This window comes from Polyangium jinanense (genome assembly GCF_028435265.1).
GTDB lineage: Bacteria > Myxococcota_A > Polyangia > Polyangiales > Polyangiaceae > Polyangium > Polyangium jinanense.
Map to the genome: position 1 here is coordinate 117,962 of NZ_JAGTJK010000014.1, position 21,881 is coordinate 139,842.

The window sequence follows — 21,881 nt, forward strand, 5'->3', positions numbered from 1 at the left end:
CTTCCGAGGACCGCCGCAGGGACAGGCGAGGCCCCTCCGGACGCTCAGGGGAGAGTCACCTCGACCGGAACATCGCTGTAGCTCGCGGGCCTACCGGTGCGCCCGTCGGCAACGCCCCAGCACCACAGGCCGCCGCCCGTCTTCAAGGCGCAGGTCGAGCGCTCGCCGACGCTGACGACGCTCCAGTCGGAATCCTGGCCCACGCGGACAGGATTACCCGGGACAGGCTCGCCCTCGATACCCACCTGACCGTACGTATTGTCGCCGTCGCACCACAGCGAGCCGTCTGTCTTGACGAAGCACACCACGTCATTCCCGCTCGAATACGAGGCGCAGCTCCCGATCGACGAGAAACCCTTGCCGAACTGATCCCAGCAGAAGAGCTCGCCCGATTGCTTGCGAGCGCAGCGGCCGCTCACGTCGCTCCAGTCCGTATCCAGGCCGATCTGCGCGGGCGCCGGGATCTTCTTGAAATCCATGCTCCCCCAGCACCAGAGCGAATGATCGGCGCGCACGCCGCAGGCAAAGTCCAAAGTCGAGGAAAGATCGAGCCAGGTATGGCCCCCGGCGACCTTCACCATCGACAGGCTGTATGCTCCCGTGCCATCGCCCGAGAGAGAGCCTTTGCACCAGATCGATCCGTCGGCCTTGAGCGCGCAGACCTGGGTCGAATACTGAGGGTTCGACGCGACGCGAACCCAGTCCTTGTCGTTATTGACGGGAACAAAAGCGAACTCGCAGACCGCTGCCGCCTCCTTGTTGCAATCGTAGGAGGAGCTGTGCTCGACGCAGCCAAGCGATCCATCGTCAAAGATCGCGCACAGATCGCCGCCCTCCGGTAAACCAGCCTCGCTGACGCCGCTGGCCACGGGGATGGGCACCTGGGAGAACACGTCGACGTCCTCGCTGTCCGAGGCGTAGGAGGTCTGCGGCTGCACCGCAAAGCGCCCGAGGCGCCATACACTGCCGTCCGGCTTGCGAAGCAGGTTGGCGCCTGCGATCCCCGAGAACGCTTCGCCGCCGGGGATGAGCGTCGGGAGCTTCGGTGTCTTGCCGGTGAAATCGTTGCCGAGCTGGCCGCGAGCACCATCGCCCCAGCAGGCCACGGTATCCGCCGAGCGACGCGCGCAAGCATGCCCGGTGAAGTGGGCCAGGTTGTTTGCGAAGTCCGAGGTCGTGCCCTCCGTGTCGCAGCCGTCCGCGGGGACCCCCTGGAGGACGAGCGTGGGCTCGTGGACGACGACGGTGGAAGGGGTCACGGGGACGCCCAGCTGACCCAAGCGGTTCCAACCCCAGCAATACAGATCGCCATCGCCGCGCACGCCGCAGGCGCTGAAGTGGCCCATCTGGATGGCCTTCCAGTCATTCGCGCTGCCCACCATCGTCGGCGCGAGGACCTTCGCGTGATGACCGAGCCCGCACTGCCCGTAGTCGTTCTCTCCCCAGCACCAGAGCGTGCCGTCTGAGCGAATCGCGCAGGTGTTTTGCCACTGCGTGGCGACGTCTACCCAGCTCCCCTCGGGGGCCAGGTTCTCGTATGCCCCCGGTATCCCCTGATTCTGGCGCACCCAGGTCAACAGCTTGCCGTCCGCCTGGATCGCCGCGCCCCGGCTCCCCGAGGAGGCGCTGCCGAGAACGACCTCGAGGAAAGGCCCGCTCTTCTGCACGGTCGGCGTCATCGGTGAAGCCTGCGGCTCGTCGAACCCGACAGCCCCCCAGCACCAGAGCGCGCCGTCCGCCGCGCGAACGCCGCAGCCACCGCTGAGGGTGAGGGAAATCTGCTGCCAGCCCTCGTCCATTTTCTTCATGTCGACTTCACTGCTCTGGCCGTTCACCTCCCCGAAATACCCTTCTCCCCAGCACCACCGTCCCCCTGCCTCATCCAGCGCGCAGAGCCCGCGCGAGGTGGCCGCGAGAGACGCGAACACGACGCCGTCTGGAGAGATCACCTGCGGGGTGGCGCTCTGCTCGTCGAGCCACCAAAGCCCCGTCATCCCGAAGCATACGATCCGCCCCTTGCCGTCAATGGCGCAGCTGAAATGGGGACCCGTCGCCACCGTGTTGCCACGGACGCTCGGGGGCATCCCTCCCTGTCCGCCTCCGCCCCCAGCTCCGCCCTCGCCAGCGCCTCCCGAGGCGCCGCCCTGTCCCCCGGCGCCTGCCTGGCCTCCAGCGCCACCGCTCTCACCAGAACCGCCCGCTCCGGGGCCACCGCCCGTGGCGGGTTGAGTGGAGGCGTCACTGGAGCCGGCGTCACCGCATGCGTGAACACCAGACAGCAAGAGCATCAAGAGCGCAACAGCGCCGTGTGAAAGAGAAGAAGCACGCAACATGCGCCCTTGGACGGCCTCGGGTGCAAGCGATGCACCCGGCCCCCGCGGGCGCGAGAGGGCATCCTTCCCGCCGATTTTCTCGATGACCGGCCGCAGCCGCCGCAGCAATTCGGCAGCGGCAGCGGAAGCGGCAAGCGAAATCTGCTTGTGTACCGTTTCTGAGCCATGGAGAGGACGAAGGGCGTATTCGCATGATCCCTCCGGTCATCATGGGAGCCCCCCGGGTGCTCGGCGCGGCGTGCTCGACAGCGCAGCCCTCGGGGTCGCAGCGCTCCTGCGGAAAGGAAGGCGAGAGCTGACGATTTTACAGTGATCGCCATGGTCGCTGCGGGTGCCGAGCCAATCACAGCTCGCACGCCTGCTCAATTGACGAAGACGCCAGCCAAAACAACCCTGGGGGGTTGTCCTGATGTTGGACTTTCGTGATGCCGATTGCCTCCAGGGTTCCGAGATCCACGCTCGCGTGGGATGATGACGACGACGGGCCTCGGCGTGATAGATTCCTCGGATGGTGCCGGATCACTCCATGAGCGAGGCAGCTCTCCCGATACCTGACGGCATGATCGGAAAATGGCAGGAAATTGTGAATCTCCTTGCCGAAGTCGTGCGCGTGCCCAATGCTATGGTCGTGAGGTTCGAGGCGCCCGACCTCGTCGTCTTCGTCACCAGCGAATCGATGGGCAACCCGTTCAGACGCGACGAGCGGGTTCGCGTCCGCGCCGGCCTCTACTGCGAGGCCGTGCTGCGCACCCGCCTGCCGCTCTTGATCCCGGACGCTCTGGCGGACGAGCACTGGGCGGCGAGCGCGCAGCTCGAGCGTGGCATGGTCTCCTACCTCGGATTGCCGATCGAATGGCCCGGCGGCGACATCTTCGGCACCATCTGCGTGCTCGATGACAAGCGAAATGGCTACGGCTTGCTGTACGAGCGGCTGATTACCCAGTTTCGGGATGTGGTCCAGGCAGACCTGCGTGCGCTTGTGCAGCACAACGCCCGCCTCTCCGCCGAGACCCTCGCCAAGAAGCGCCTGGAGGAGCTCGTCGCGGCGCGCACGGCCGCGCTCACCGAGGCGATCGAGCAGGAGCAGCTCGCCCGCGCCACCGCGGAATCGGCGCTCCGCCTCCGGGACGATTTCTTATATGTCGCCTCCCACGAGCTCCACACCCCCATTGTCAGCCAGAAGCTCACCCTCCAAAGCCTGCTGCGCGAAGCGCAGAAGAGCCCCTCGGGGACCCCGAAGCTGCTCGTCCGGGCCGAGGCGCAATGCCGGCGGCTGGAGCGGCTGGTCGAGGATCTGCTCGATGTCAGCAGGATCCAGGCCGGCGAGCTCGAGCTGCACCGCGAGGAGGTCGAGCTCGTGGCGCTCTCCCGGGAGGTGACGGCGCGCTTCGAAACGGAGCTCGCGCAGGTGCGCAGCCCTTTGTTATGGCGAATCGACGGGCCCGTGGTGGGCTTCTGGGACCGGGCGCGGCTGGAGCAGGTTTTGACCTGCCTGGTCCACAATGCCATCAAGTACGGCGCGGGTCAGCCGATCGAGGTGGAGCTCTCGGTCCTCGACGGCAAGGCCTGGCTCACCGTCGCCGATCGAGGCATCGGCATCGCGCCCGATCGGCTGCCGCATATCTTCGAACGCTTCGAGCGTGGGGTACCGACCAAGAACTACGGCGGCCTGGGCCTCGGGCTGTACATCGCCCGCCAGATCGTCGAGGCGCTCGGCGGATCGATAAGGGTGGAGAGCAAGCTCGGGCAGGGCTCGCGCTTCACGATCGAGCTGCCGATCGCGTGATGATGGCACGTCCTCGAGCCGAAACTCGACGAGCGTCATCGGTTCGGCCGTGGATGCACGCGCCGCAGCTCCCGGCGCCATGCTTCCGGCGCACGCGCTGAGCACGACTGCTACGGGGGCCGAGAGGGGCAACGAGAGGCTTCGGAGGCCACGCGACATCGGGGCGACCTTGGCGGTCCGTGCGGACGTGGAGCAAGGTCGTCCTGCAGGGTACGCGTCGCTCGTCGCCGTGATCGCCGCGCGCTTGCGTTTCTGGTTTCCCTCGCAAACGGAACATGGCAGTCTGGGCAAACGATCCACAGTTCCGGGGATCGAGAGCTCGGGGAGGGAGTGCGTGTGAATGAGGGTGGGGACGTCCGAACGGAGCTCGCAAAGCTCTCCCAGGACCTCGAGCGGGCGCGTCGCGAGCTCGCTGCGCGCGAGGACGAGCTTCAGTGCCTTTATCGGGTCGCGAGCACCGCGATGGATGCCGAGAAGGGCCTGGAGGACAAACTGAACGGCATCCTCGAGATTGTATCGACGGGATCGCAGGGCATGGAGGTCGTCGGCGCCAGGATCGTCCTGGAAGGGCGCTCTTTTCAAACCCCGCGTTTTTCCGAGACACCTTGGCGGCAGTTCTGCGAGGTCATCGCCGACGGCACGCACGTCGGCGTCGTGGAGGTGTTTTATGCGCGCGATCTTCCGTCGCAGGGGGACGAAACGTCGGAGGCATGGAAGCCGCGCTTCATCAACGCCGTCGCAAAGGTCGTGGGCGAACGATTACGTCAAAAGAGAGTGGAGCATCGCATCGATGAGCGCGTCAAGGAGCTCCATTGTCTTTACAATGTCTCCGAGATGACTCATGACGATTCCGCCTCCAGGGAGGAGGTTTTCCAAGGTATTGTCGAGAGCATCCCGCCAGCTTTTCAATACCCGGAGATCACGCGCGCCCGCATCGTCTGCGAGGGCCAGACGTTCGTCTCGGAATCGTTTGAAGAAGGGCCATTTCGTCAGTCGCAACGAATCGCGATCGATGGCAGAGCCATCGGCACCGTGGAAGTCTTTTACCTCGAAGAGAGGCCCCCTGGCGATGAAGGGCCGTTCTTGAAGGAGGAGCGACACCTCCTCAAGGTGCTGGCGGAACGCCTCGGCGATTTCGTGCGTCGCCGTCAAGCGGAAGATCTGGAGATACGCAAATCGCTCGAGCTCCAAGCCTACAACCAGGAGCTCCAGCAGCAGCTCCAGGTGGTCCGAGAGCAAAACGAGGTCATCGTCCGCCAACGCGACATCATCCAGGAGTTATCCACGCCCGTCCTCGAAGTCTGGGACGATGTCCTCACGTTGCCCATCATCGGGCTCATCGACACCAAGCGCGCAGCCGAGATCATGCAGCGATTGCTCTCGGCGGTCGTCGAGAAGCGCGCCCAATTCGTCATCGTCGACGTCACGGGCGTGCCCATCGTCGACACGCAGGTCGCCGATCATCTCATCCAGATCGTACAGGCAGCGGGCCTTTTAGGGGCCTCCTGCATGCTCACGGGCATTCGACCCGCCGTGGCCCGAGCGCTCGTCGAGCTCGGGGTCGATTTGTCAGCAATGAACACACGCCGCAGCTTCCGCGCGGGATTGCGTGAGTGTGTGCAATCGGTGAAGCGGCCTGCGAAGTGCTGACGGCCCGCGATCGCGGTCAGAATCCACCGCCGCTGTCGCACGTTTCGAGTGAAAACGTGCACGTGACCATGGGCGGGTCGACGCCGGGTTTGGTGCGTGAGCAGCCGTCGAAGGCCCAGCCGTCCTCGGGCGCCTCGGCACAAATCTCTTCGCACTCCATATCCAGCTCGTCCGGCGCAAGCTCGAACGTCGACTCTCTGACGTCCGTTTGGCAGCGGCCGCCGCAAGCAACGCTCGAGCCCGCCACCGCGAGCGCAGGCGCAAGCAACAGCACGCGCATCACAGACACAAAAACCTCGACGTGCCGTCGCGCTTATCAACGTGCGAACACGACAATGAATCAGGGCAGGGCGCGTCTTCGCCGGCGCAACGGAGCGCGCAGTAGCGTCCGTTCGTGAAGATCTGGCAGACGGGCTCATACCCATCGAGCGCGGGGCAATCGCTGTCCTCCACGCACTCCTCTGCGCATTGCGCGCCATGGCAGCACACCAGGACCAAGCACTGCGAACCGTCCGCGCAAGCCTCTCCCTCGCCCCGGCAGGCCATGTACACGGTCGCCTCGCTTGCCTCCGGAATACAGCCCCACACGAGTATGCCCATCGTGAGGAGGAGAGGGAACGCCTTCCGGGCCGGTTAGCCTCGCCGATCGGGGGCGGAAGCGGAAGCGGGAGCGGAAGCGGAAGCGGGAGCGGCAGCGGAAGCGGAAGCGGAAGCGGGAGCGGGAGCGGGAGCGGGAGCGGCAGCGGGAGCGGGAGCGGAAGCGGAAGCGGGAGCGGCAGCGGAAGCCGCAAGCGAGATCTGTTTGGGTACCGCTTTTGGGAAGGCGGGCGGGTTGTGCGCCAGATGGGCCTTGCCAGGCGTGGCGGCCGCCAGGGCGGAGGGGGGCGTGCGACACGCAGCGCAGGCCGCGTGCCGCACGCACGAGACCTCAACCCTGGATGAACGCCAGCAGGTCTGCGTTGACCACATCAGCGTTGATCGTGCACAGCCCGTGACCCAGGCCCTTGTGGACCTTGAGCGTCCCGCGCTTGAGGAGCTTGATGGCCAGTAATGCCGAGTCCGCGATCGGAACGATCTGATCGTCGTCGCCGTGCATGACGAGGGTCGGGACTTCGATCCTCTTCAGATCCTCGGTGAAATCCGTTTCGGAAAACGCCTTGATGCAATCGTAGTGGGGCTTGATGCCGCCCATCATTCCCTGCCGCCACCAGTTGTCGATCACACCCGGCAGCACTTTCGCACCGGGCCGATTGAAGCCGTAGAACGGGCCCGAGGGCACGTCGCGATAGAACTGCGCGCGGTTTTCGACGAGCGCAGCCCGGAATCCATCGAACACTTCGATGGGCAGCCCGCCGGGATTCTTCTCGCTCTTCACCATGACCGGAGGCACGGCTCCGATGAGCACGGCTTTCGCGACACGCCCGCCGCCACCGTATTGCGCGACATACCGCGCCACTTCGCCGCCGCCGGTGGAGTGTCCGATGTGGACGGCATCCTTGAGCTGCAGATGTTCCGCCAGCGCGGCGACGTCAGCAGCGTACGTATCCATCTCGTTGCCGCTGAACGTCTGGGAGGACCGACCGTGCCCGCGCCGATCGTGCGCAATCACGCGGAACCCTTTCGAGAGGAAGAACATGAGCTGCGCATCCCAGTCATCGCTGCTCAAGGGCCAGCCATGGTGGAACACGATCGGCTGACCGCTGCCCCAGTCCTTGTAGAAAATCTCGGTGCCGTCTTTGGTACGTACGAAGCTCATGATGTGGACTCCTCGGTCTTATGGGATGGCTGGAATCTGAACGTGTGCGAGTGCGCGTCACGCCAGTTCGCGGTGGAAGAACTCGAGCGTGCGGGCACGGGAGAGGCGCGCGGCTTCGGCATTGAAGTGCGTTCCGCCGTGCCGCGAGAACGCGTGACGGCAACCCGGATAGCTGAAGACCTCGAACTTCGGGTTTCCCGCGAGGGCCTCCGCGATTTCTCGCTGCGCTTTCTTCGGGATGAACTCGTCCTCTTCGGCGAGGTGCATCTGCAACGGTCCGTCGATGTCCGCTGTTTCGCCGAGAAACTCCTCGGTACGCCCACCGTGAAAGGCGACCGCTGCATCCACGCGCGTGCGCGCCGCTGCGAGAAAGGTGAGCAGCCCGCCAAGGCAGAAACCCATGACACCCACGCGTCCCGTAGCTCCCGTGAGCGTGCGCGCAGCGGCTATCGTCGCTTCGACGTCGCGCACGCCAGCGTCGATATCGAACGCCTTGTAAAGGGCCAGGCCCTTCTCCCAGTCGGGTTGGGATTGAACGGACAGGTCCACGTGCGACTCCCCCTGGCGCCAGAACAGTTCCGGGCAGATCGCGATGAATCCTGCCGCGGCAAGCTCGTCGCAAGTGGCACGAAGGTCCACATTGACGCCAAAGACTTCATGCAGAACGACGATGGCCGGTGCCGCCACGGCTGCCGGTCGCGCCAGGTAGCCGTCGAAGCTGCCTTCTGCTGAGCGGATGCGAAACACATGTTCGGGATCGTCATGCCAGGTCGATGTAGTCATGTGCGTGCTTCTCCGGTCGGAATATGGGTTGCAAGGCAGCTAAAACATCGGTCGGTTTACTCACCGACCTGTGGAAGAACTGCGCGAAGCGCAGTTTTTCCATCAAAGGTCCAGGGCTGGCCCTGGTCCGGGTCGAGGGGCGGATAGCCCCCGCGGGGTCCGGGGCAGCGCCCCGGCGCGGCGGCCCACGTGAGCTGCGCGCTACATCCGCGCCGTCATCCACTCGACGATATCGCGCAGCACGCCCTCCTTGCCGACGTCGGCCAGCAGATCGTGGAAATGCCCCTCGTACAGCTTGAGGGTCTTGTCCTTCGATCCGGCCTTCTCGTGGAAGAGCTGGCTGCCATGCGGCAATGTCACCCGGTCCTCGGTGCCGTGCAGGATCAGCACCGGCAGCGTGATCATCGGGAATTCCCGCTTCAGTCGCTCGTCCGCGCGCACCATTTCGGCCACGGTCTGCGTCGGGTACCCCGCGCGCTCGATGAGCGGGTCGTTCTTCATCCGCTCGACGAAGCTCTTGTCACGCGAGAAGCCGTCGTCGTCGAGCTTCAGGACGTGGGCGTGCGGCACGATGTGGCTGAGGCCCTTGAGGATCGCCAGCGCGAAATCCGGCGCGGGCACCTCGTGCGCGAAGCTCTCGCAGATGAATCCCGCGAGCTCCTCGCCGTGCTCGAGCGTGTATACGCTTGAAATCACGCCACCGGCGCTGTGCCCGAGCAGGAACACCGGAAGCCCGGGCTCGCGCGATTTCGCCAGGCCGACGAGCGTGTGCACGTCCTCCACGTACTCGGAAAACTTGTCGACGTAGAGCCGCTCGCCCTCCGAGCGCCCATGCCCGCGGTGGTCGAGCGCGAACACCGAAAACCCATGCTCGACGAGCTGCTCCGCCGTCCACTCGTACAGGCCGCTGTGGGCCTTGAAGCCGTGGACCAGCACCACCACGGCGCGCGGCGTCCCCGGCCGCCACGAGCGCATGAAAATCTTCAGCCCACCTTTACCCTCGAACGTCTCTTCCTTCATCTCGAACATCCCTTCCGGCTCTCGCGTTGCTCACGCGCTCGGGGGCGCGGGTTATGGCCGGAATCATCGGCGGAGGAAACCCCACCAAAGGCGGGTGCTGTGCCCCTCCGTTCGGACGATCTCGGGGTGGAGCGCGGAAGCGGAAGCGGAAGCGGAAGCGGAAGCGGAAGCGGGAGCGGGAGCGGGAGCGGAAGCGGGAGCGGAAGCGGGAGCGGGAGCGGGAGCGGGAGCGGAAGCGGGAGCGGAAGCGGGAGCGGAAGCGGAAGCGGGAGCGGGAGCGGGAGCGGGGTTCAGGGGATCCCGCTCGGGGACGGCGATCGTACCGTCGTGCTCGCGCTCTTCAAGGCCAAGCCGTGCTCACCGTGCTCGCGCTTCGCGCTCCGCGCGGCTCCGCGCGGTGCTGCGCAGCCTTGAAGAGCGCTCCGCGCGACGGTGTGGGACGAGGGTCCCGGCGATTGGGTCGTCGGGCGGAGGGTCTCGTCATGCTGAGGATTTTCGAGGTCGTTTTGGCCATGGCTGGGGACGCGGCGGGTATCGCGGAGCAGATCGAACGAAGGGATTCGGATCTCGCTCGGCAACTTCGTCGGGCCATGCATAGCGTCGCTCTCAATACGGCGGAAGGTGCCGGGAATACGGCCGGGCATAAACGACAGCGTTATCAGACGGCTCTCGGGTCCGCTCGTGAGGTGCTGGCCTGCGTCCAGGTCGCCCAGGCCATGCGCTACATCGGCCCGGTCGATGCGCAGATGCTCGATCGCATGGACCACGTCATCGCCACCCTGGGCCGCCTCGTCTACCGCCGCGCGTCGTAGGAGAAGCCTCCCTCGCCCCTCTCCCGGGACGGGAGAGGGGTTGGGGGTGAGGGACTTTCAGCGTGGGTTCTCCCGCGACTCCCCCGACGAACCAATCCGCACTTTTCCAATTGCCTCGGGCCGCAATCCATGAGACAAAACAAGCGACGCCAGCCGGTGTACCTACCACCGACCGGCGTCTGACCCACAACCCCGGAGCTACGGAGTCATGAGCTAATGACAACCCTACATCTCCATCCTCCGCCGGCAAACTTCTCGGCATCGCACGCCTTGCTCGGCCGCCTTTACCTCGAACACCGCGCTTTCCTGCGCCGCCTTCTTCTTGTCCAGGCCGTCCCTCTTTGCGACGTGGAGGATGTCCTGCAAGAGGTCTTCATCACGGTATGGCGTCGCCTCTCGTGCCTGGTCACGCCGGAGCAGGCTCGCCCGTGGCTCGCGCTGATCGGGCTCAACCATGCGCGCAATCACCGAAGGCTCGTGCGACGCGAGAGTGAAGTGCTCGTTGGCTGCGCGGAAGAGCTTCCTGAGCAGGAGGACCGGACCACGCCGGAGACGCATCTGCACGCGATCTATGGTGTGTTTCGGCTCAAGCGATTCCTGGAGAAGATTGGTCCACGCCTCCGGGCCGCGGTGATACCGTTCCTGGAGGGGCAATCGATCACCGAGATTGCAACGTCGCTCGACATCAAGGCGAAGGCCGTCGAGGGGCGCCTGCGTCTCGCCCGAAAGCGTTTGGAGATGCTCGCGCCCGCGTAAGTCCCGCTTCCGCTCCCGCTCCCGCTCCCGCTCCCGCTTCCGCTCCCGCTTCCGCTCCCGCTTCCGCTTCCGCCGCCGTGATACGCGGGTACCAAGCGGCCGAAGCGCTTATGTACGAGCGACTATCGATCGATTCCGACGATCTCGACAGTCTTTAGGAAGTTACTCTCGGCAGTGCAATCGCCGCCGTCTAGGATCAGGAGCCGATCTCGAGGGGCATCGAGCAAGACGTTGCCATATCCGGGCCCACCGGGACCAAACATGGCGCTGCCGAGGGGGCTTGGTGCGAAGAGCGTGGCAGCGGCGTCGATCGCCCAAGCGTCGAAGCCACACGCGTTCGGGGTACGCGTGAACGAGAGAAACGAGCACGAGACCTCGTCCCAGAGGAGCGACGGCGTCGACACGGGGAGAGCAGGGAGCGTCCCCGCCAAACCTATCCATGACGTCGGGTTTTGAAGGTCGAGCGCCCACGCGTCAGCCGGCCCAGGCTTCTGCCCGCTCCGCACCATCACCATCCGATCGAGCGCGGGATCATAAGCCATTTGCCGCAATTCGCCCGGCTGCGGCGCCGGCGGACCGGCCTCCCCCGGAACGAGCGTTGACCAACTCTCGGCGCCTGGCCGAAGGTCGAGCGCGTAGGTCCCGCGATAGGGTAGCGCGAGCGCTGGATCGTCTGAATAGATGAGCGCTGTAACGAGGACCCTTTTGCCAATTGGATCGTATGCGGCGGCGGGAGCCCAGGCAGAGCCGATCGGGAACTCGGGGAGTTGATCGATGATCGCCGCGTCCCCTTCGACACGTACGGCGAAGACCTGCGCCAGATCAGCGGTGTTTGCCGTGCCGCCGATGACGACGGCGCGTTCATTTTCGGGATCCCATATCGCCGCGGCGAACGTGGGCACCTCGACCGAATCGCCTTTGAGCGACAGGATGTGGTGCTCGAGCGAGGCGAGGTCCAGCGCCGAGATCTGTTTCGCAGGACCACCGCCATTCAGCGAGATGCCGCCGATGATGAGCGCGCGGCTCGCTTTGGGATCGAGGACCATGGAGCCCACCGGTGCAGGCGGCGGCGAGAGCTGCTCCCGGTCGATCGACGCGAGCTTCGGAGCCGCACCGGGAGTGCATGCATCGGGGCGAGGGCGAGCCCCGGTGGAAGCCGCTTCGGTGATTTCGACGCTCGGGCCGCAAGCCAAGATGCCAATGGAAAGCGCGAGGAGGCCCGTCTTTTTCACCCGATCGACAATATACGTTTTCAAGGCGGCGACAAGGGGACGGAGCTTGTGCGGAGCCTGGACGCGGAAGCGAGGTAGAAACGCTAGACCGCTTCTGCTTCCGCTCCCGCTTCCGCTTCCGCTTCCGCTTCCGCTCCCGCTTCCGCTCCCGCTTCCGCTCCCGCTTCCGCTCCCGCTTCCGCTTCCGCTCCCGCTTCCGCTTCGGTGGCCCGCACGCCACCGCAGACACGGTTGACCGCCGCGCGGGAAGCGTGCCACGCCCCCGAGGAGGCGGAAATCCTGGTTTATTTGTCCTGGGTGCCGTGTCCCTTTATTTGAAGCCTCGCATCCCACAAGGAGAAGCACACTCATGACTATCTCGTTCGTTCGTTCGACCTCGCTCGCGCTCATCTGCATCCCTGTATTGCTCGTCGCATGTAAAGGCGGTGACAAGTACGGGGCAGTCGCCATCTCGGCTTCGACTGGAAAGTTCGGAGGCGTCGTCGATCGCGCAAGCCAGGAGCAGGCGCAGAAAGACGCGACCGCGCTCTGCGGACAGCCCGACTGTGGCGGTGCCGTCGCTTGGTTCAAGAACGCGTGCGTCTCCGTCGCCCAAGGCACGAAGCCGATGGCGTTTGGCAGCAACCCGGAGACGACGCAGCAAGCGGCGGAGGCAGCAGCAATAAAGGTGTGCAGTCAAACCGACTCCGGCTGCAAGACGGTCGCAACCTTCTGCACGTCACGCTGAAAACGATGTTCGCGGTAGGGGGTAGAAACGCTAGACCGCTTCCGCCTCCGCTTCCGCCTCCGCTTCCGCTTCCGCTTCCGCTCCCGCTCCCGCTTCCGCTCCCGCTTCCGCTCCCGCTCCCGTGAACGTGGCGGGCCGCCCGGCGAAGGACGGCCCGCTTTACGCATCACCGCCGCGCCAGCCGGTGCAGGGTGGCGATGATATGGTCGAGCGCATCGCGTAGCCCATCATCGACTGGTTCCACGTACCCGAGCGCCTCCGCTACATCCAAGCACGCGCGCACCTCGGCCGCGGATCCCATGGCCGTGTGCCACCGCGCCCTTTCGTTCCGCCCCTGCGAATACGCGCCCTCGTGCAGATTCAGCGGCACGCTTGTGGCGGCGCGCCGTAGCTGATCCGCCAGGTTTGCATCCTTCCCGCCGATCTTCTCGATGATGGGCCGCAGCCGCCGTAGCATTTCGATCGTGACGCTGTAGATTTTGAGAGCCATTGCTTCCTCCTGCCCCGACCGGGGCCCTGACCCCGGGCCCGCGCGCGGAGGGTGGTGCAAGGCTGCGAGGCGAAGCCTCGCACCGCGCGCAGCCGCACGGAGCGCGAAGCGCGAGTACGGTGAGCACGGCTTGGCCTTGCGCCACCCGAGCACGCGGGCATGCTGGCCGACCCCGGACGAGAGCGCCCTTGAAGGCGCGTCCCGGAAGCGGAAGCGGAAGCGGAAGCGGAAGCGGCAGCGGCAGCGGAAGCGGAAGCGGCAGCGGAAGCGGAAGCGGCAGCGGAAGCGGAAGCGGAAGCGGAAGCGGAAGCGGAAGCGGCAGCGGCAGCGGCAGCGGCAGCGACTCTCAGCCCTGCGTCCCCTCCGCTGGGGGTGTCTCCTGCTTCCCATTCTCTTTCCGCGTCGCGCGTGCGGCGGCCTCGGCGCGCAGCCTCGCCATGGCATCGAGCAGCGGTGCGAGCAGCGCCTTGCCCTCCTGGATCCTCGCCGTATCGGATCGTTTGGCCCGGCTCGACACGTATCGCCTGAGCCGCACCATCAGCTCCACCCACTCCGTCTCTGCGTCTTGGCCCGCGCCGACGTGTGCGCGCTTGTCCGTCCGAGCCTTCTCCACCTCGGCGAGCAGGGCATCACTCTTGTCGAGCGCCGTCTCCCAACGCTCCAGCCATATCATTGGCAATTCGATCGCCGCCAGCGTCGCGGCGTGCTCGGGCGCGCGGAGCGCGAGCAACGCGTCCCGACAGATCCGGTTTTCATCCGCGATGGGGTCATCGACGTGCGCCAGGCCATCCGGGAACGCGGCCTGGTGCACGGCGGCGGCATGGAGGGCGTACGGGCTCACGCGGCGCCGCGATTCGACCCCGATGTAGTTCTCCAGATGGCGATACCAGGTATCGACCGCCTCATCCGCGGCCGCGAGCTGCGCGAGCCGTGCGGTGCGCTCCGCCTGCGCGAGCACGTTCCCCGTGACGTGCGCGTCGAGCGCGTCGACGATGTCCGTGCACTCGGCGACATACGCATCCAGCGCGGGTTCCGGAGGGCCTTTCGCGGCCCGCGCGCTCAGGTTGTCCTTGATCTTCTTGGCGATGTCGCGCTTCTCGGCGCGCGGAATCTGGTCGAGCTTGGCCATGCGTCCGCAACCTAACAGGGTGTTCCGTGATCGACAACACGAACGCTTGAGGTGTGGACGGTCGAATCGTTCCTCATTCTTTCCTCTCCACGGGAGGAGAGCGGGGGAAACGTTCCTGGCTGCTTTCTCCCGTGAGGAGAAGAACGGGGGAAAGGTTCCCCGCTGCTTCCTCCCCTGGGGAGGAGAACGGGGGAAACGTTCCTGGCTGCTTCCTCCTCTCGGGAGAAGAACGGGGGGAACGTTCCGGGCTACTTTCTCCCCCGGGGAGGAGAACGGGGGGAACGTTCCCAGATGCTTCCTCCCCTGGGGAGGAGAATGGGGGGAACGTTCCCGGCTGCTTCCTCCCTCGAGGCCAAGGTGGAGGGGAACGCCCCGGGGAGCTTCCTCCTCCTGGGAGAAGGTCGAGGGGAACGTTCCGGGCTCGGTTCGACACGGAGGATGAGCTCAAATCCCGCCAGCGTGCAACACACCTTCCCGGTCTTGCCACTGGCCTGTGGGAAGAACTGCGCATCGCGCAGTTCTTCCCCAAATGGTCCAGGGCTTGCCCTGGTTCGGGTCGAGGGGCGAATAGCCCCCGCGGGGCCCGGGGCAGCGCCCCGGCGCGACGCCGCCCGCCCCGCGTCACCATTTTGACCGGCCTGCACGCCACGCAGCGGCAGCGCAAGACGGTTTATTGCTCTCCTTCGGATCCGCATCGTTTGCGATATCGCTAGCTGGCGCATTCGTCTTATTCTGACCCTCTATGAAACCGTCCCGTCTTGCGACCATCTCGCTCCTCATCGGCGTGTTCGCGGCGTACGGCTGCGGGGAGGAAGAATCGACGACCGAGACCACGAAGGGCGCCGGCGGCACCGGCGGCGGTGTGGGGGGCGCGAGCGCGGGCGGCGGCGAAGGCGGCGGCGGGAGCGACGGCCCCGGCGGCGCGACGTCGTGCGTACCGAACACGACCGAGGCTTGTTATGGCGGCCCCGCCGGCACGGAGGGCATCGGGGTTTGCCAGGGCGGAACCCGCACCTGCAACGCCGAGGGCACGGGCTTCGGGCCCTGCGATGGCGAGGTCCTGCCCTCGCAGGAGGACTGCGCCACCTCGGAAGACGAGGACTGCGACGGCGCCACACCAACGTGCGGGAGCGACAACCTCTGGAGCCGACGCTTCGGCGCGGCCGAGAGCCTCGGGCTCATCGCCGGCGCCGGCGGCCACCCGATCCTCGTGGGTCGTTTTCCTGGCACCCTGAGTTTTGGGGGCAACACGTTCACGAGCTCGGGCGGCTACGACGCGTTCGTCGCCAAGCTCGACGGCGCCTCGGGCGAGCACCTCTGGAGCCGCAGGCTCGGCGGCGCCGAGGATCAAGCCGCGTGGAGCGTGGCCGAGGACCCGCAAGGCAACGTCGTCGTCATCGGCGAGTTCCTCGGGCAGATGAGCGTCGGCGGCGGAAACTCGCTCCAGAGCGCGGGCGGCTACGACGTATTCGTCGCCAAGTACGACGGCGAAAGCGGCGACCACATGTGGAGCCGGCGCTTCGGCAACAGCGAGGACCAGATCGCGCGCGGCGTCGCCGTCACGAAGACGGGCGAGATCCTCGTGACCGGCAGCTTCTCCGGCGGCGTCGATTTCGGCACCGGCTTGCTCGAGAGCGCCGGGAGCTTCGATGCATTCGTGCTCACGCTCGACAGCAACGGAAACCCCGTGCGCGCCCAGCGTTACGGCGACGGCGAGGAGCAAAACGGCCGCGCGATCGCGGTCGACGCGGGCGGCAATGCCGTGTTCACCGGGGATTTTCGTGGCGAGGTGAACTTCGGCGGGACCACGCTCACGAGCGCCGGCGGCTTCGACCTGTTCGTCGCGCGCCTCGATCCGAACGGCGGCGTCACCTATGCGAAGCGATACGGCGACATGGATCCGCAGCGCGGTTATGCGGTGCGCGTGAACGCCGCGGGCAACGCGATCGTGAGCGGAATCGTGCGGGGCACCGTGGATTTCGGCGGCGGCGCGCACACCGCGCAGAACCTCGACGTCTTCCTGCTCGAGCTCTCGCCGAGCGGCAACCACGTGAAAAGCGTGATCATGGGCGGCTCGAAGGCCGACACCGCCGGCGGCGTGGCCATCGGCGCGGGGGGCCGCTTCGTCGTCGGCGGCGGCTTCCTGAAGGACGCGCAATTCGGCGGGATCACGCTGAACGCGCAGGGCGGCGCTTCCGCGTCCGAGGCATTCCTCGCGCGGTACGACACGGCGGGCAACGTCCTCTCGGCCACGGCTTATGGCGACAAGGACGATCAGGCCATCACCGCGGTCGCGACCGACGCCGCGGGCCGCGTCTTCCTCGGCGCCCTGGTCTCCGGCACGGTCGACTTCGGCCAGGGCCCGCTCGCGGGCGGCGCGGCGGAGCTCGTCCTGGCGAAGCTCGCGCCGTAGCCGTCCTGCGACGACGAACGGCCGTTCCGGTGCTACGCCTCTCCTCGATGCGCCCCGCGACGGTCGCCGCCCTCGCGCTCCTCGTGCTCGCCCCTTCCGGCGGGGCCGCCCGTCCTCCGCCTCCCCCCGAGGCTCCCTCGGCCCCCGCGCCGCAAGCGAGCACGAAGACCGGCATCGTCACCCTGCAAAGCCCCGCGCCCGAGGCGATCCTCCTCCGCGAAAGCACGTTCACGATGGGCTCGACGCCCGCCGAGGTCGCCCACGCGCAGACGCTCTGCGCCCTGGAGCCCATGGGCCGCGAGTGCCCCGAGCAGATCTTCGGCGACGAATACCCGCCCCACGAGGTCTACCTCTCGGACGTCTGGATCGATCGCACCGAGGTCACGGTCGCGCGGTACCGCCGCTGCGTGGCCGCGGGGCATTGCCTGGAGCCGCCGTATGCCTCGGGGGCGGCGCGCTTCGATCGGCCGGAGCTGCCGGTGGTGATGGTGAGTTATGGCGACGCCGTGGCCTTCTGCACCTGGGCGGGCGGGCGGCTGCCGACCGAGGCCGAGTGGGAGCGCGCGGCGCGGGGCGCGCGGGGCCGGCGGTACCCCTGGGGCAACCTCTGGAACGGCTCGATCGTGAACCACGGCAAGCTCTCCTGGGACGAGCTCGACCCGACCGACGGCTTCCTCGAGCTCGCCCCCGCCGGCTCGTTCCCGGACGGCCGGACCCCCGACGGGTTCGCCGACATGGCGGGAAACGTAGAAGAATGGGTGGCGGACTACTACGCCCCTCGCTACCAGGAGGGCAGCGTGATGAACCCGCGCGGCCCGTCCTCGGGGGAGGAGCGGGTCCTGCGGGGCGGCGGCTACGTGCATGGCCGGCCGTTTTTGCGGGCGGCGTCGCGCCAGCACGATCTTCCTTCCATGCGCCGGCCCTGGCGCGGGTTCCGGTGCGCCCGGGATCCGTAGCGAAGCGCGCCCGGCGGGATCATAGTGGGCGCGTGAAGATCGCCCACCTCTCGGATCTGCACCTGCTCTCGCTCGAAGGCGCGGTGCCGATGCGCCTCTTCAACAAGCGCCTCACGGGCTACGTGAACCTGCGCTTCCACCGCAAGTCGGTCCACAAGCCCTTCGCCGTCGAGGCGGCCGCCGCGGAGATCCGGAAGCTCGGCGTCGATCACGTGGTCATCACGGGCGACGTCACGAACCTCGCCCTCGAGGTCGAGTTCGAGCTCGTGAAGAAGCTCGTCGAACAGGACCTCGGCCTCTCGCCCGACCAGATCAGCATGGTCCCGGGCAACCACGACACCTACACCCGCGGCGCCTTCCGCTCGAAGCGCTTCCTCCACTACTTCGAGCCCTACCTCAAGACCGATCTCCCCGAGATCCCGGGCCCCTTCCCCTTCGTGCGCCTGCGCGGCCCGGTCGCGCTCATCGGCCTGTCGACGGCCGTGCCGAGGCCGCCGCTCGTCGCGGCCGGCGCCCTCCGCCCGAAGCAGCTCGATGCGCTCTCGCGGGTGCTCTCCCACCCGGAAGTGCGCTCGCGCACGCCCATCCTGCTCCAGCACCACCCGTGGCACAACCCGCCGCGGCTCGCGAAGAGGCTGCTCGAGGGGCTCTACGACGCACGGGAGCAGGGCGATCTCCTGCGCGGGGTCGAGCGGGGCCTCTTGCTGCACGGACACCTGCACCGGCGCATCCACCGCACGCTGCCGACGGCGCGGGGCCACATCGACGCGGTCGGCGCGACGAGCGCATCGCTCCTGCACGACAGCGACGAGCGCATGGCGGGCTTCAACCTGTACGAGATCGACGACGCCTCCGGGGCGATCCAGTCGATCAGCTCGTGCAGGCTCGATCCCGCGACGAAGACGTTTTCCGAAGTGCCGATTCCGAAGGGATGAGCAGGGGGGAGCCGGAAACGAACCCGGCGCCGTCGGACGGTGCGAGGTCCGAGGCGCCGGGTGACGACTAGCTCAGCTCAGCTCAGCTCGCGGCGGCGAGGCGCATCACGTTGATGGCCTGCAGGCCCTTGGGGCCCTCCTTGATCTCGAACTCGACGGTCTCGTCCTCGAAGAGACGCTTCCGACCCGCGTCCGGCTGCTGGATCTGAGAGTAGTGGACGAAGACGTCGGGGCCCGTGTCCTGCTTGATGAACCCCCAGCCCTTCTCGTCATTGAACCACTTGACTTTACCTACTGCCATAACTCCTCCACTTCACACGGTGCTCGCCGATCGCTGTCGATCCCCACGATTCCGCGCGTATCCAGCGCACGCGCCCCCGGTCGAGCGGCGCCAAGGTAGACGTCCGCTCGTCCGACCGTCAAGCGGAGTGCCACCCATGGAAGGCACGCGAGCACACACCCGCCGTTGACGCACCCTGCGAAATCGAAAACGCACCGCGCGTGACGCACGTGCGTAAAGGCGTTCGCTTCCCGGGTAAAATATGACCGGGAAATGACCGAAATTCAGACGCCCCGGCTTCGGCACGACCATCGCAAGGGGCGGCCGGCATGGAGTTCCCCACCCCCAAAGCCGAGATCACGGGCGCCCCTTCCGAGGGGAGCGGTGACGCGACGCAGCGGCCCCGCCCTTATGAACACGCCTCCCGCGATCCGCGGGCGCTCCGCATCCTCGCAAAGACCATCTACCGCGAAATGCGCCAGGGAGGTCTCGCCGAAGAAGACGTGATGTCGGTCGCCGGCGAGCTCCTCGCCCTCGTCGCCGGTGACATGAAAGACCGCCGCGAAAACGGCGACCCCACCTCGATCCCGCCTTCCTCCGCCTCCGCCCGCAAGCCGCGCTGATCCGTCATCCGTCTCCGTCCCCACCCGCGCGCGATCGTCCCCTCTTCGTTGACATGCTCCTCGGGGCTTGCTCGTATTGCCGGGCGTGGCCCGGGGCCGATCCCGCAAGGCCGCCCGAGCGGAATGATTTTCTCGGTCATCATCAGCGAGAAGGGCGGCGCCGAGCGGCGCGAATCCTTCGATCGCGCGGAGATCAACGTCGGCCGCGTGCAAGGCAACGACCTCATGCTGCCGAAAGGCAACGTGTCGAAGCGGCACGCGCGCCTGGTCCTGCGTGACGGCCGCTTCATCGTCACCGACCTGAAGAGCACGAACGGCACGTACGTCAACGGCCGCAAGATCGGGCAGCCGACGCTCGTCCGCGAAGGCGACAAGATCTACATCGGCGACTTCGTCCTGCGCATCGAAGCCGGCCCCGGCACTTCGCTCGCCGGCGGGCGTATGCCGAGCGGCGAGTTCAACGCGATGCCCGACATGGGCTCGATCGAAGGTCCGCTCTCGTCGCCCGGAGGCCCGCCCTCGGCCATCCCCGCCAAACCCCGCGACCCGGGCATTCTCACCGGCGAGCAAGCCGCGGACGTGGTCAGCCACTTCCCGCTGGAGAACGATCCCGACGAGGCGCCGGTCCCCGTGCCCGCCCCGCCGCGCGTGCCACGTCCAACCGCAAGCACGAAGCCAAGCGGCTCGATGCTCTCGCCCACCGCACTCTCGCCGCTGCCGCCGCACACCGCAGCCGGTCCGCCCACGCTGAGCGCCGGCCCGCGGCCCACGGCGTCGAGCATCCCCGCGCCACCGCAAAGCCCCTTCCCGCCTGCCTTCGGGCAGGCGTTCCCATCGCGGCACGCGATGCCGCCCGGCCCGACGGCGGTGCCTCCGTCCCCGGTGAATCGTACGAACTCGGAGCCGACGCCGGGCCCGTCGGCCCCGCACCGCGCCGCACTCGTGACCCTCGTGGAGCGCGTGGCCGAGGGCGTGGACCTCGCCCCGCTCGCCACGGGCGCGCCGATCTCGTCGACGTTCGCCACGAAGATCGCGACGACGATCGAGGAACGCGTGGCCGGGATGAAGACCGCGGGCCTCGTGCCGGACGGCGTGGGCATCGCGGAGCTCGCAGTGGAAGCGCGGCGCGAGATCCTGGAGCTCGGCGCGATCGGGCCGCTGCTCGCAGACGACGACGTGCTTGAGATCCACGTGCAAGGGAACACGCGGCTCGTCGCATTCCGCAAGAGCCGCAAGACACCAACCGGCGAGATGCCGTTCACGAGCGAAGAGGCCGCAGCGCGGGCGCTCAGGCGGCTTCTCGTGCGCGCAGGCACGCCGTTCGAGGCGCCGGGCGCGGTGGACGTCGTCACGCCGGAGGGATTTCGTATCCTCGGGGTCGTGCCCGCGCCGGGCGCGAAAGGGCTGCTCGTCGTGCTGCGCAAGCCGCAGCGGATCGAGGCGAGCACGCTGGAAGATCTCGTGCGCGCAGGGCTCGTCTCGCGGGCCGTGGCGACGCTGCTCTCGCAATGCATGGCCGGTCGCGCAAACGTGCTCGTGGCCGGGCCGATGGGCTCGGGGCACGGATCCCTCGTCGCAGCGCTCGCGCAAGGCTTCGCCGCAGAGGAGCGCGTCGTGTCGCTGCAAGACGACGACGAGATCCCCGTCCTCCACACGAACGCGCTGTCGATCCCGCTCGGCCCGAGCGCGGACGCGGCGGCAAACGCGACACGTGTCGCCGCACGGATGCGTCCCGACCGCATCGTGATCGGCGCACTCGCCGGACCTGCAGCCTCCGAGCTCGTAGGGGCCCTCGGCGAGGGCGCGGGCAGCGTGCTCGCGGCAACGCGCGCGCCGACCTTGCGCCATGCGCTCGCCCGGCTCACGGCCGACCTCGTGACGGCGCGCCCAGGCACGACCGTGGAGGCAGCGCGGGAGGCGCTTGCGAGCGCATTCGACCTCGTGCTCGAAGTGGCCCGGCTTCGCGACGGCCGCGCGCGGCTCATGCGGGTCGCAGATCTGCGGGTGGAAGGCGGCGCGCTCGTGGCGCGGGACCTCTTCACATTCATCATCGAACGGACCGCCGCGGGCGGGACGATCGAAGGCAGTCTCCACCCGACGGGCGTGGTCCCAGCCATCGCGGAGGACCTGGCAGCACGGGGGACGCCGGTCGATCCAGCGATCTTCCGACGCGCGAAGTAAAGCGTCGTCGGCGGGCCGA

The 21,881-nt window shown here is 67.2% G+C and carries 19 protein-coding genes; 10 read left to right on the forward strand and 9 right to left on the reverse strand.

The window, feature by feature from the left end:
• Positions 1 to 44: 44 nt before the first annotated feature.
• Positions 45 to 2,084, reverse strand: coding sequence for an RCC1 domain-containing protein (locus tag KEG38_RS24850; protein WP_272422376.1), 2,040 nt, complete (start codon positions 2,082 to 2,084; stop codon positions 45 to 47).
• Between the two features lie 775 nt (positions 2,085 to 2,859).
• Here KEG38_RS24850 and KEG38_RS24855 point away from each other — a divergent pair.
• Positions 2,860 to 4,119: a GAF domain-containing sensor histidine kinase gene (locus KEG38_RS24855; protein WP_272422377.1), complete on the forward strand. Its 1,260-nt coding sequence runs from the start codon at positions 2,860 to 2,862 to the stop codon at positions 4,117 to 4,119.
• A gap of 336 nt (positions 4,120 to 4,455) precedes the next feature.
• A complete protein-coding gene (locus KEG38_RS55600; RefSeq protein ID WP_272422378.1) occupies positions 4,456 to 5,769 on the forward strand; it encodes an STAS domain-containing protein in 1,314 nt (437 codons plus the stop codon).
• A gap of 16 nt (positions 5,770 to 5,785) precedes the next feature.
• On the opposite strand, the gene KEG38_RS24865 is transcribed toward KEG38_RS55600, so the two are convergent.
• The 4 genes from KEG38_RS24865 to KEG38_RS24880 form a co-directional block, all read right to left on the reverse strand.
• A complete protein-coding gene (locus KEG38_RS24865) occupies positions 5,786 to 6,049 on the reverse strand; it encodes a hypothetical protein (RefSeq protein ID WP_272422379.1) in 264 nt (87 codons plus the stop codon).
• A 648-nt stretch (positions 6,050 to 6,697) separates the two neighbouring features.
• Positions 6,698 to 7,525, reverse strand: coding sequence for an alpha/beta fold hydrolase (locus KEG38_RS24870; protein ID WP_272422380.1), 828 nt, complete (start codon positions 7,523 to 7,525; stop codon positions 6,698 to 6,700).
• Between the two features lie 57 nt (positions 7,526 to 7,582).
• Positions 7,583 to 8,308: a dienelactone hydrolase family protein gene (locus KEG38_RS24875; protein WP_272422381.1), complete on the reverse strand. Its 726-nt coding sequence runs from the start codon at positions 8,306 to 8,308 to the stop codon at positions 7,583 to 7,585.
• 201 nt (positions 8,309 to 8,509) lie between these two features.
• Complete coding sequence (locus tag KEG38_RS24880; protein ID WP_272422382.1) at positions 8,510 to 9,328, reverse strand: alpha/beta hydrolase; 819 nt, start codon at positions 9,326 to 9,328, stop codon at positions 8,510 to 8,512.
• A 482-nt stretch (positions 9,329 to 9,810) separates the two neighbouring features.
• On the opposite strand from KEG38_RS24880, the gene KEG38_RS24885 reads away from it, so the two are divergent.
• Together KEG38_RS24885 and KEG38_RS24890 are read left to right on the forward strand one after the other, a co-directional pair.
• Positions 9,811 to 10,140, forward strand: a complete 330-nt coding sequence (locus tag KEG38_RS24885; protein ID WP_272422383.1) for a four helix bundle protein — start codon at positions 9,811 to 9,813, stop codon at positions 10,138 to 10,140.
• 216 nt (positions 10,141 to 10,356) lie between these two features.
• Positions 10,357 to 10,896 (forward strand): RNA polymerase sigma factor, encoded by a 540-nt coding sequence (locus KEG38_RS24890; protein WP_272422384.1) that lies wholly within the window; start codon positions 10,357 to 10,359, stop codon positions 10,894 to 10,896.
• 122 nt (positions 10,897 to 11,018) lie between these two features.
• On the opposite strand, the gene KEG38_RS24895 is transcribed toward KEG38_RS24890, so the two are convergent.
• Positions 11,019 to 12,152: a hypothetical protein gene (locus tag KEG38_RS24895; protein WP_272422385.1), complete on the reverse strand. Its 1,134-nt coding sequence runs from the start codon at positions 12,150 to 12,152 to the stop codon at positions 11,019 to 11,021.
• Between the two features lie 325 nt (positions 12,153 to 12,477).
• Here KEG38_RS24895 and KEG38_RS24900 point away from each other — a divergent pair, with 325 nt between their 5' ends.
• On the forward strand, positions 12,478 to 12,855 hold the full coding sequence (locus KEG38_RS24900; RefSeq protein WP_272422386.1) for a DUF4189 domain-containing protein: 378 nt from the start codon (positions 12,478 to 12,480) through the stop codon (positions 12,853 to 12,855).
• A gap of 166 nt (positions 12,856 to 13,021) precedes the next feature.
• Here KEG38_RS24900 and KEG38_RS24905 read toward each other — a convergent pair whose 3' ends face one another.
• Positions 13,022 to 13,345, reverse strand: coding sequence for a four helix bundle protein (locus tag KEG38_RS24905; protein ID WP_272422387.1), 324 nt, complete (start codon positions 13,343 to 13,345; stop codon positions 13,022 to 13,024).
• A 346-nt stretch (positions 13,346 to 13,691) separates the two neighbouring features.
• Positions 13,692 to 14,474 (reverse strand): hypothetical protein, encoded by a 783-nt coding sequence (locus KEG38_RS24910; RefSeq protein ID WP_272422388.1) that lies wholly within the window; start codon positions 14,472 to 14,474, stop codon positions 13,692 to 13,694.
• 742 nt (positions 14,475 to 15,216) lie between these two features.
• Here KEG38_RS24910 and KEG38_RS24915 point away from each other — a divergent pair.
• The 3 genes from KEG38_RS24915 to KEG38_RS24925 are packed head-to-tail and all read left to right on the forward strand — an operon-like array spanning position 15,217 to position 18,778.
• Entirely contained in the window at positions 15,217 to 16,887 is a 1,671-nt protein-coding gene (locus KEG38_RS24915; RefSeq protein WP_272422389.1) for a hypothetical protein, read from the forward strand.
• Between the two features lie 47 nt (positions 16,888 to 16,934).
• On the forward strand, positions 16,935 to 17,843 hold the full coding sequence (locus KEG38_RS24920) for a formylglycine-generating enzyme family protein (protein ID WP_272422390.1): 909 nt from the start codon (positions 16,935 to 16,937) through the stop codon (positions 17,841 to 17,843).
• A gap of 32 nt (positions 17,844 to 17,875) precedes the next feature.
• Entirely contained in the window at positions 17,876 to 18,778 is a 903-nt protein-coding gene (locus KEG38_RS24925) for a metallophosphoesterase family protein (RefSeq protein WP_272422391.1), read from the forward strand.
• An 82-nt stretch (positions 18,779 to 18,860) separates the two neighbouring features.
• Here the strand turns inward: KEG38_RS24925 and KEG38_RS24930 are convergent, their stop codons facing one another.
• Positions 18,861 to 19,079 (reverse strand): cold-shock protein, encoded by a 219-nt coding sequence (locus tag KEG38_RS24930; RefSeq protein WP_272422392.1) that lies wholly within the window; start codon positions 19,077 to 19,079, stop codon positions 18,861 to 18,863.
• 308 nt (positions 19,080 to 19,387) lie between these two features.
• Between KEG38_RS24930 and KEG38_RS24935 the strand changes: the two genes are divergently transcribed.
• Together KEG38_RS24935 and KEG38_RS24940 are read left to right on the forward strand one after the other, a co-directional pair.
• Positions 19,388 to 19,681, forward strand: a complete 294-nt coding sequence (locus tag KEG38_RS24935; protein WP_272422393.1) for a hypothetical protein — start codon at positions 19,388 to 19,390, stop codon at positions 19,679 to 19,681.
• A 123-nt stretch (positions 19,682 to 19,804) separates the two neighbouring features.
• Positions 19,805 to 21,862 (forward strand): ATPase, T2SS/T4P/T4SS family, encoded by a 2,058-nt coding sequence (locus KEG38_RS24940; protein WP_272422394.1) that lies wholly within the window; start codon positions 19,805 to 19,807, stop codon positions 21,860 to 21,862.
• Positions 21,863 to 21,881: the final 19 nt, after the last annotated feature.

Coding starts and splice junctions, on each gene's coding strand:
- KEG38_RS24935 (WP_272422393.1), top strand. CDS start 19,388: ATGGAGTTCCCCACCCCCAAAGCCGAGATCACGGGCGCCCCTTCCGAG.
- KEG38_RS24885 (WP_272422383.1), top strand. CDS start 9,811: ATGCTGAGGATTTTCGAGGTCGTTTTGGCCATGGCTGGGGACGCGGCG.
- KEG38_RS24870 (WP_272422380.1), bottom strand. CDS start 7,525: ATGAGCTTCGTACGTACCAAAGACGGCACCGAGATTTTCTACAAGGAC.
- KEG38_RS24875 (WP_272422381.1), bottom strand. CDS start 8,308: ATGACTACATCGACCTGGCATGACGATCCCGAACATGTGTTTCGCATC.
- KEG38_RS24930 (WP_272422392.1), bottom strand. CDS start 19,079: ATGGCAGTAGGTAAAGTCAAGTGGTTCAATGACGAGAAGGGCTGGGGG.
- KEG38_RS24915 (WP_272422389.1), top strand. CDS start 15,217: ATGAAACCGTCCCGTCTTGCGACCATCTCGCTCCTCATCGGCGTGTTC.
- KEG38_RS24865 (WP_272422379.1), bottom strand. CDS start 6,049: ATGCGCGTGCTGTTGCTTGCGCCTGCGCTCGCGGTGGCGGGCTCGAGC.
- KEG38_RS24940 (WP_272422394.1), top strand. CDS start 19,805: ATGATTTTCTCGGTCATCATCAGCGAGAAGGGCGGCGCCGAGCGGCGC.
- KEG38_RS24920 (WP_272422390.1), top strand. CDS start 16,935: ATGCGCCCCGCGACGGTCGCCGCCCTCGCGCTCCTCGTGCTCGCCCCT.
- KEG38_RS24905 (WP_272422387.1), bottom strand. CDS start 13,345: ATGGCTCTCAAAATCTACAGCGTCACGATCGAAATGCTACGGCGGCTG.
- KEG38_RS24880 (WP_272422382.1), bottom strand. CDS start 9,328: ATGAAGGAAGAGACGTTCGAGGGTAAAGGTGGGCTGAAGATTTTCATG.
- KEG38_RS24910 (WP_272422388.1), bottom strand. CDS start 14,474: ATGGCCAAGCTCGACCAGATTCCGCGCGCCGAGAAGCGCGACATCGCC.
- KEG38_RS24850 (WP_272422376.1), bottom strand. CDS start 2,084: ATGCCCCCGAGCGTCCGTGGCAACACGGTGGCGACGGGTCCCCATTTC.
- KEG38_RS24890 (WP_272422384.1), top strand. CDS start 10,357: ATGACAACCCTACATCTCCATCCTCCGCCGGCAAACTTCTCGGCATCG.
- KEG38_RS24855 (WP_272422377.1), top strand. CDS start 2,860: ATGAGCGAGGCAGCTCTCCCGATACCTGACGGCATGATCGGAAAATGG.
- KEG38_RS24900 (WP_272422386.1), top strand. CDS start 12,478: ATGACTATCTCGTTCGTTCGTTCGACCTCGCTCGCGCTCATCTGCATC.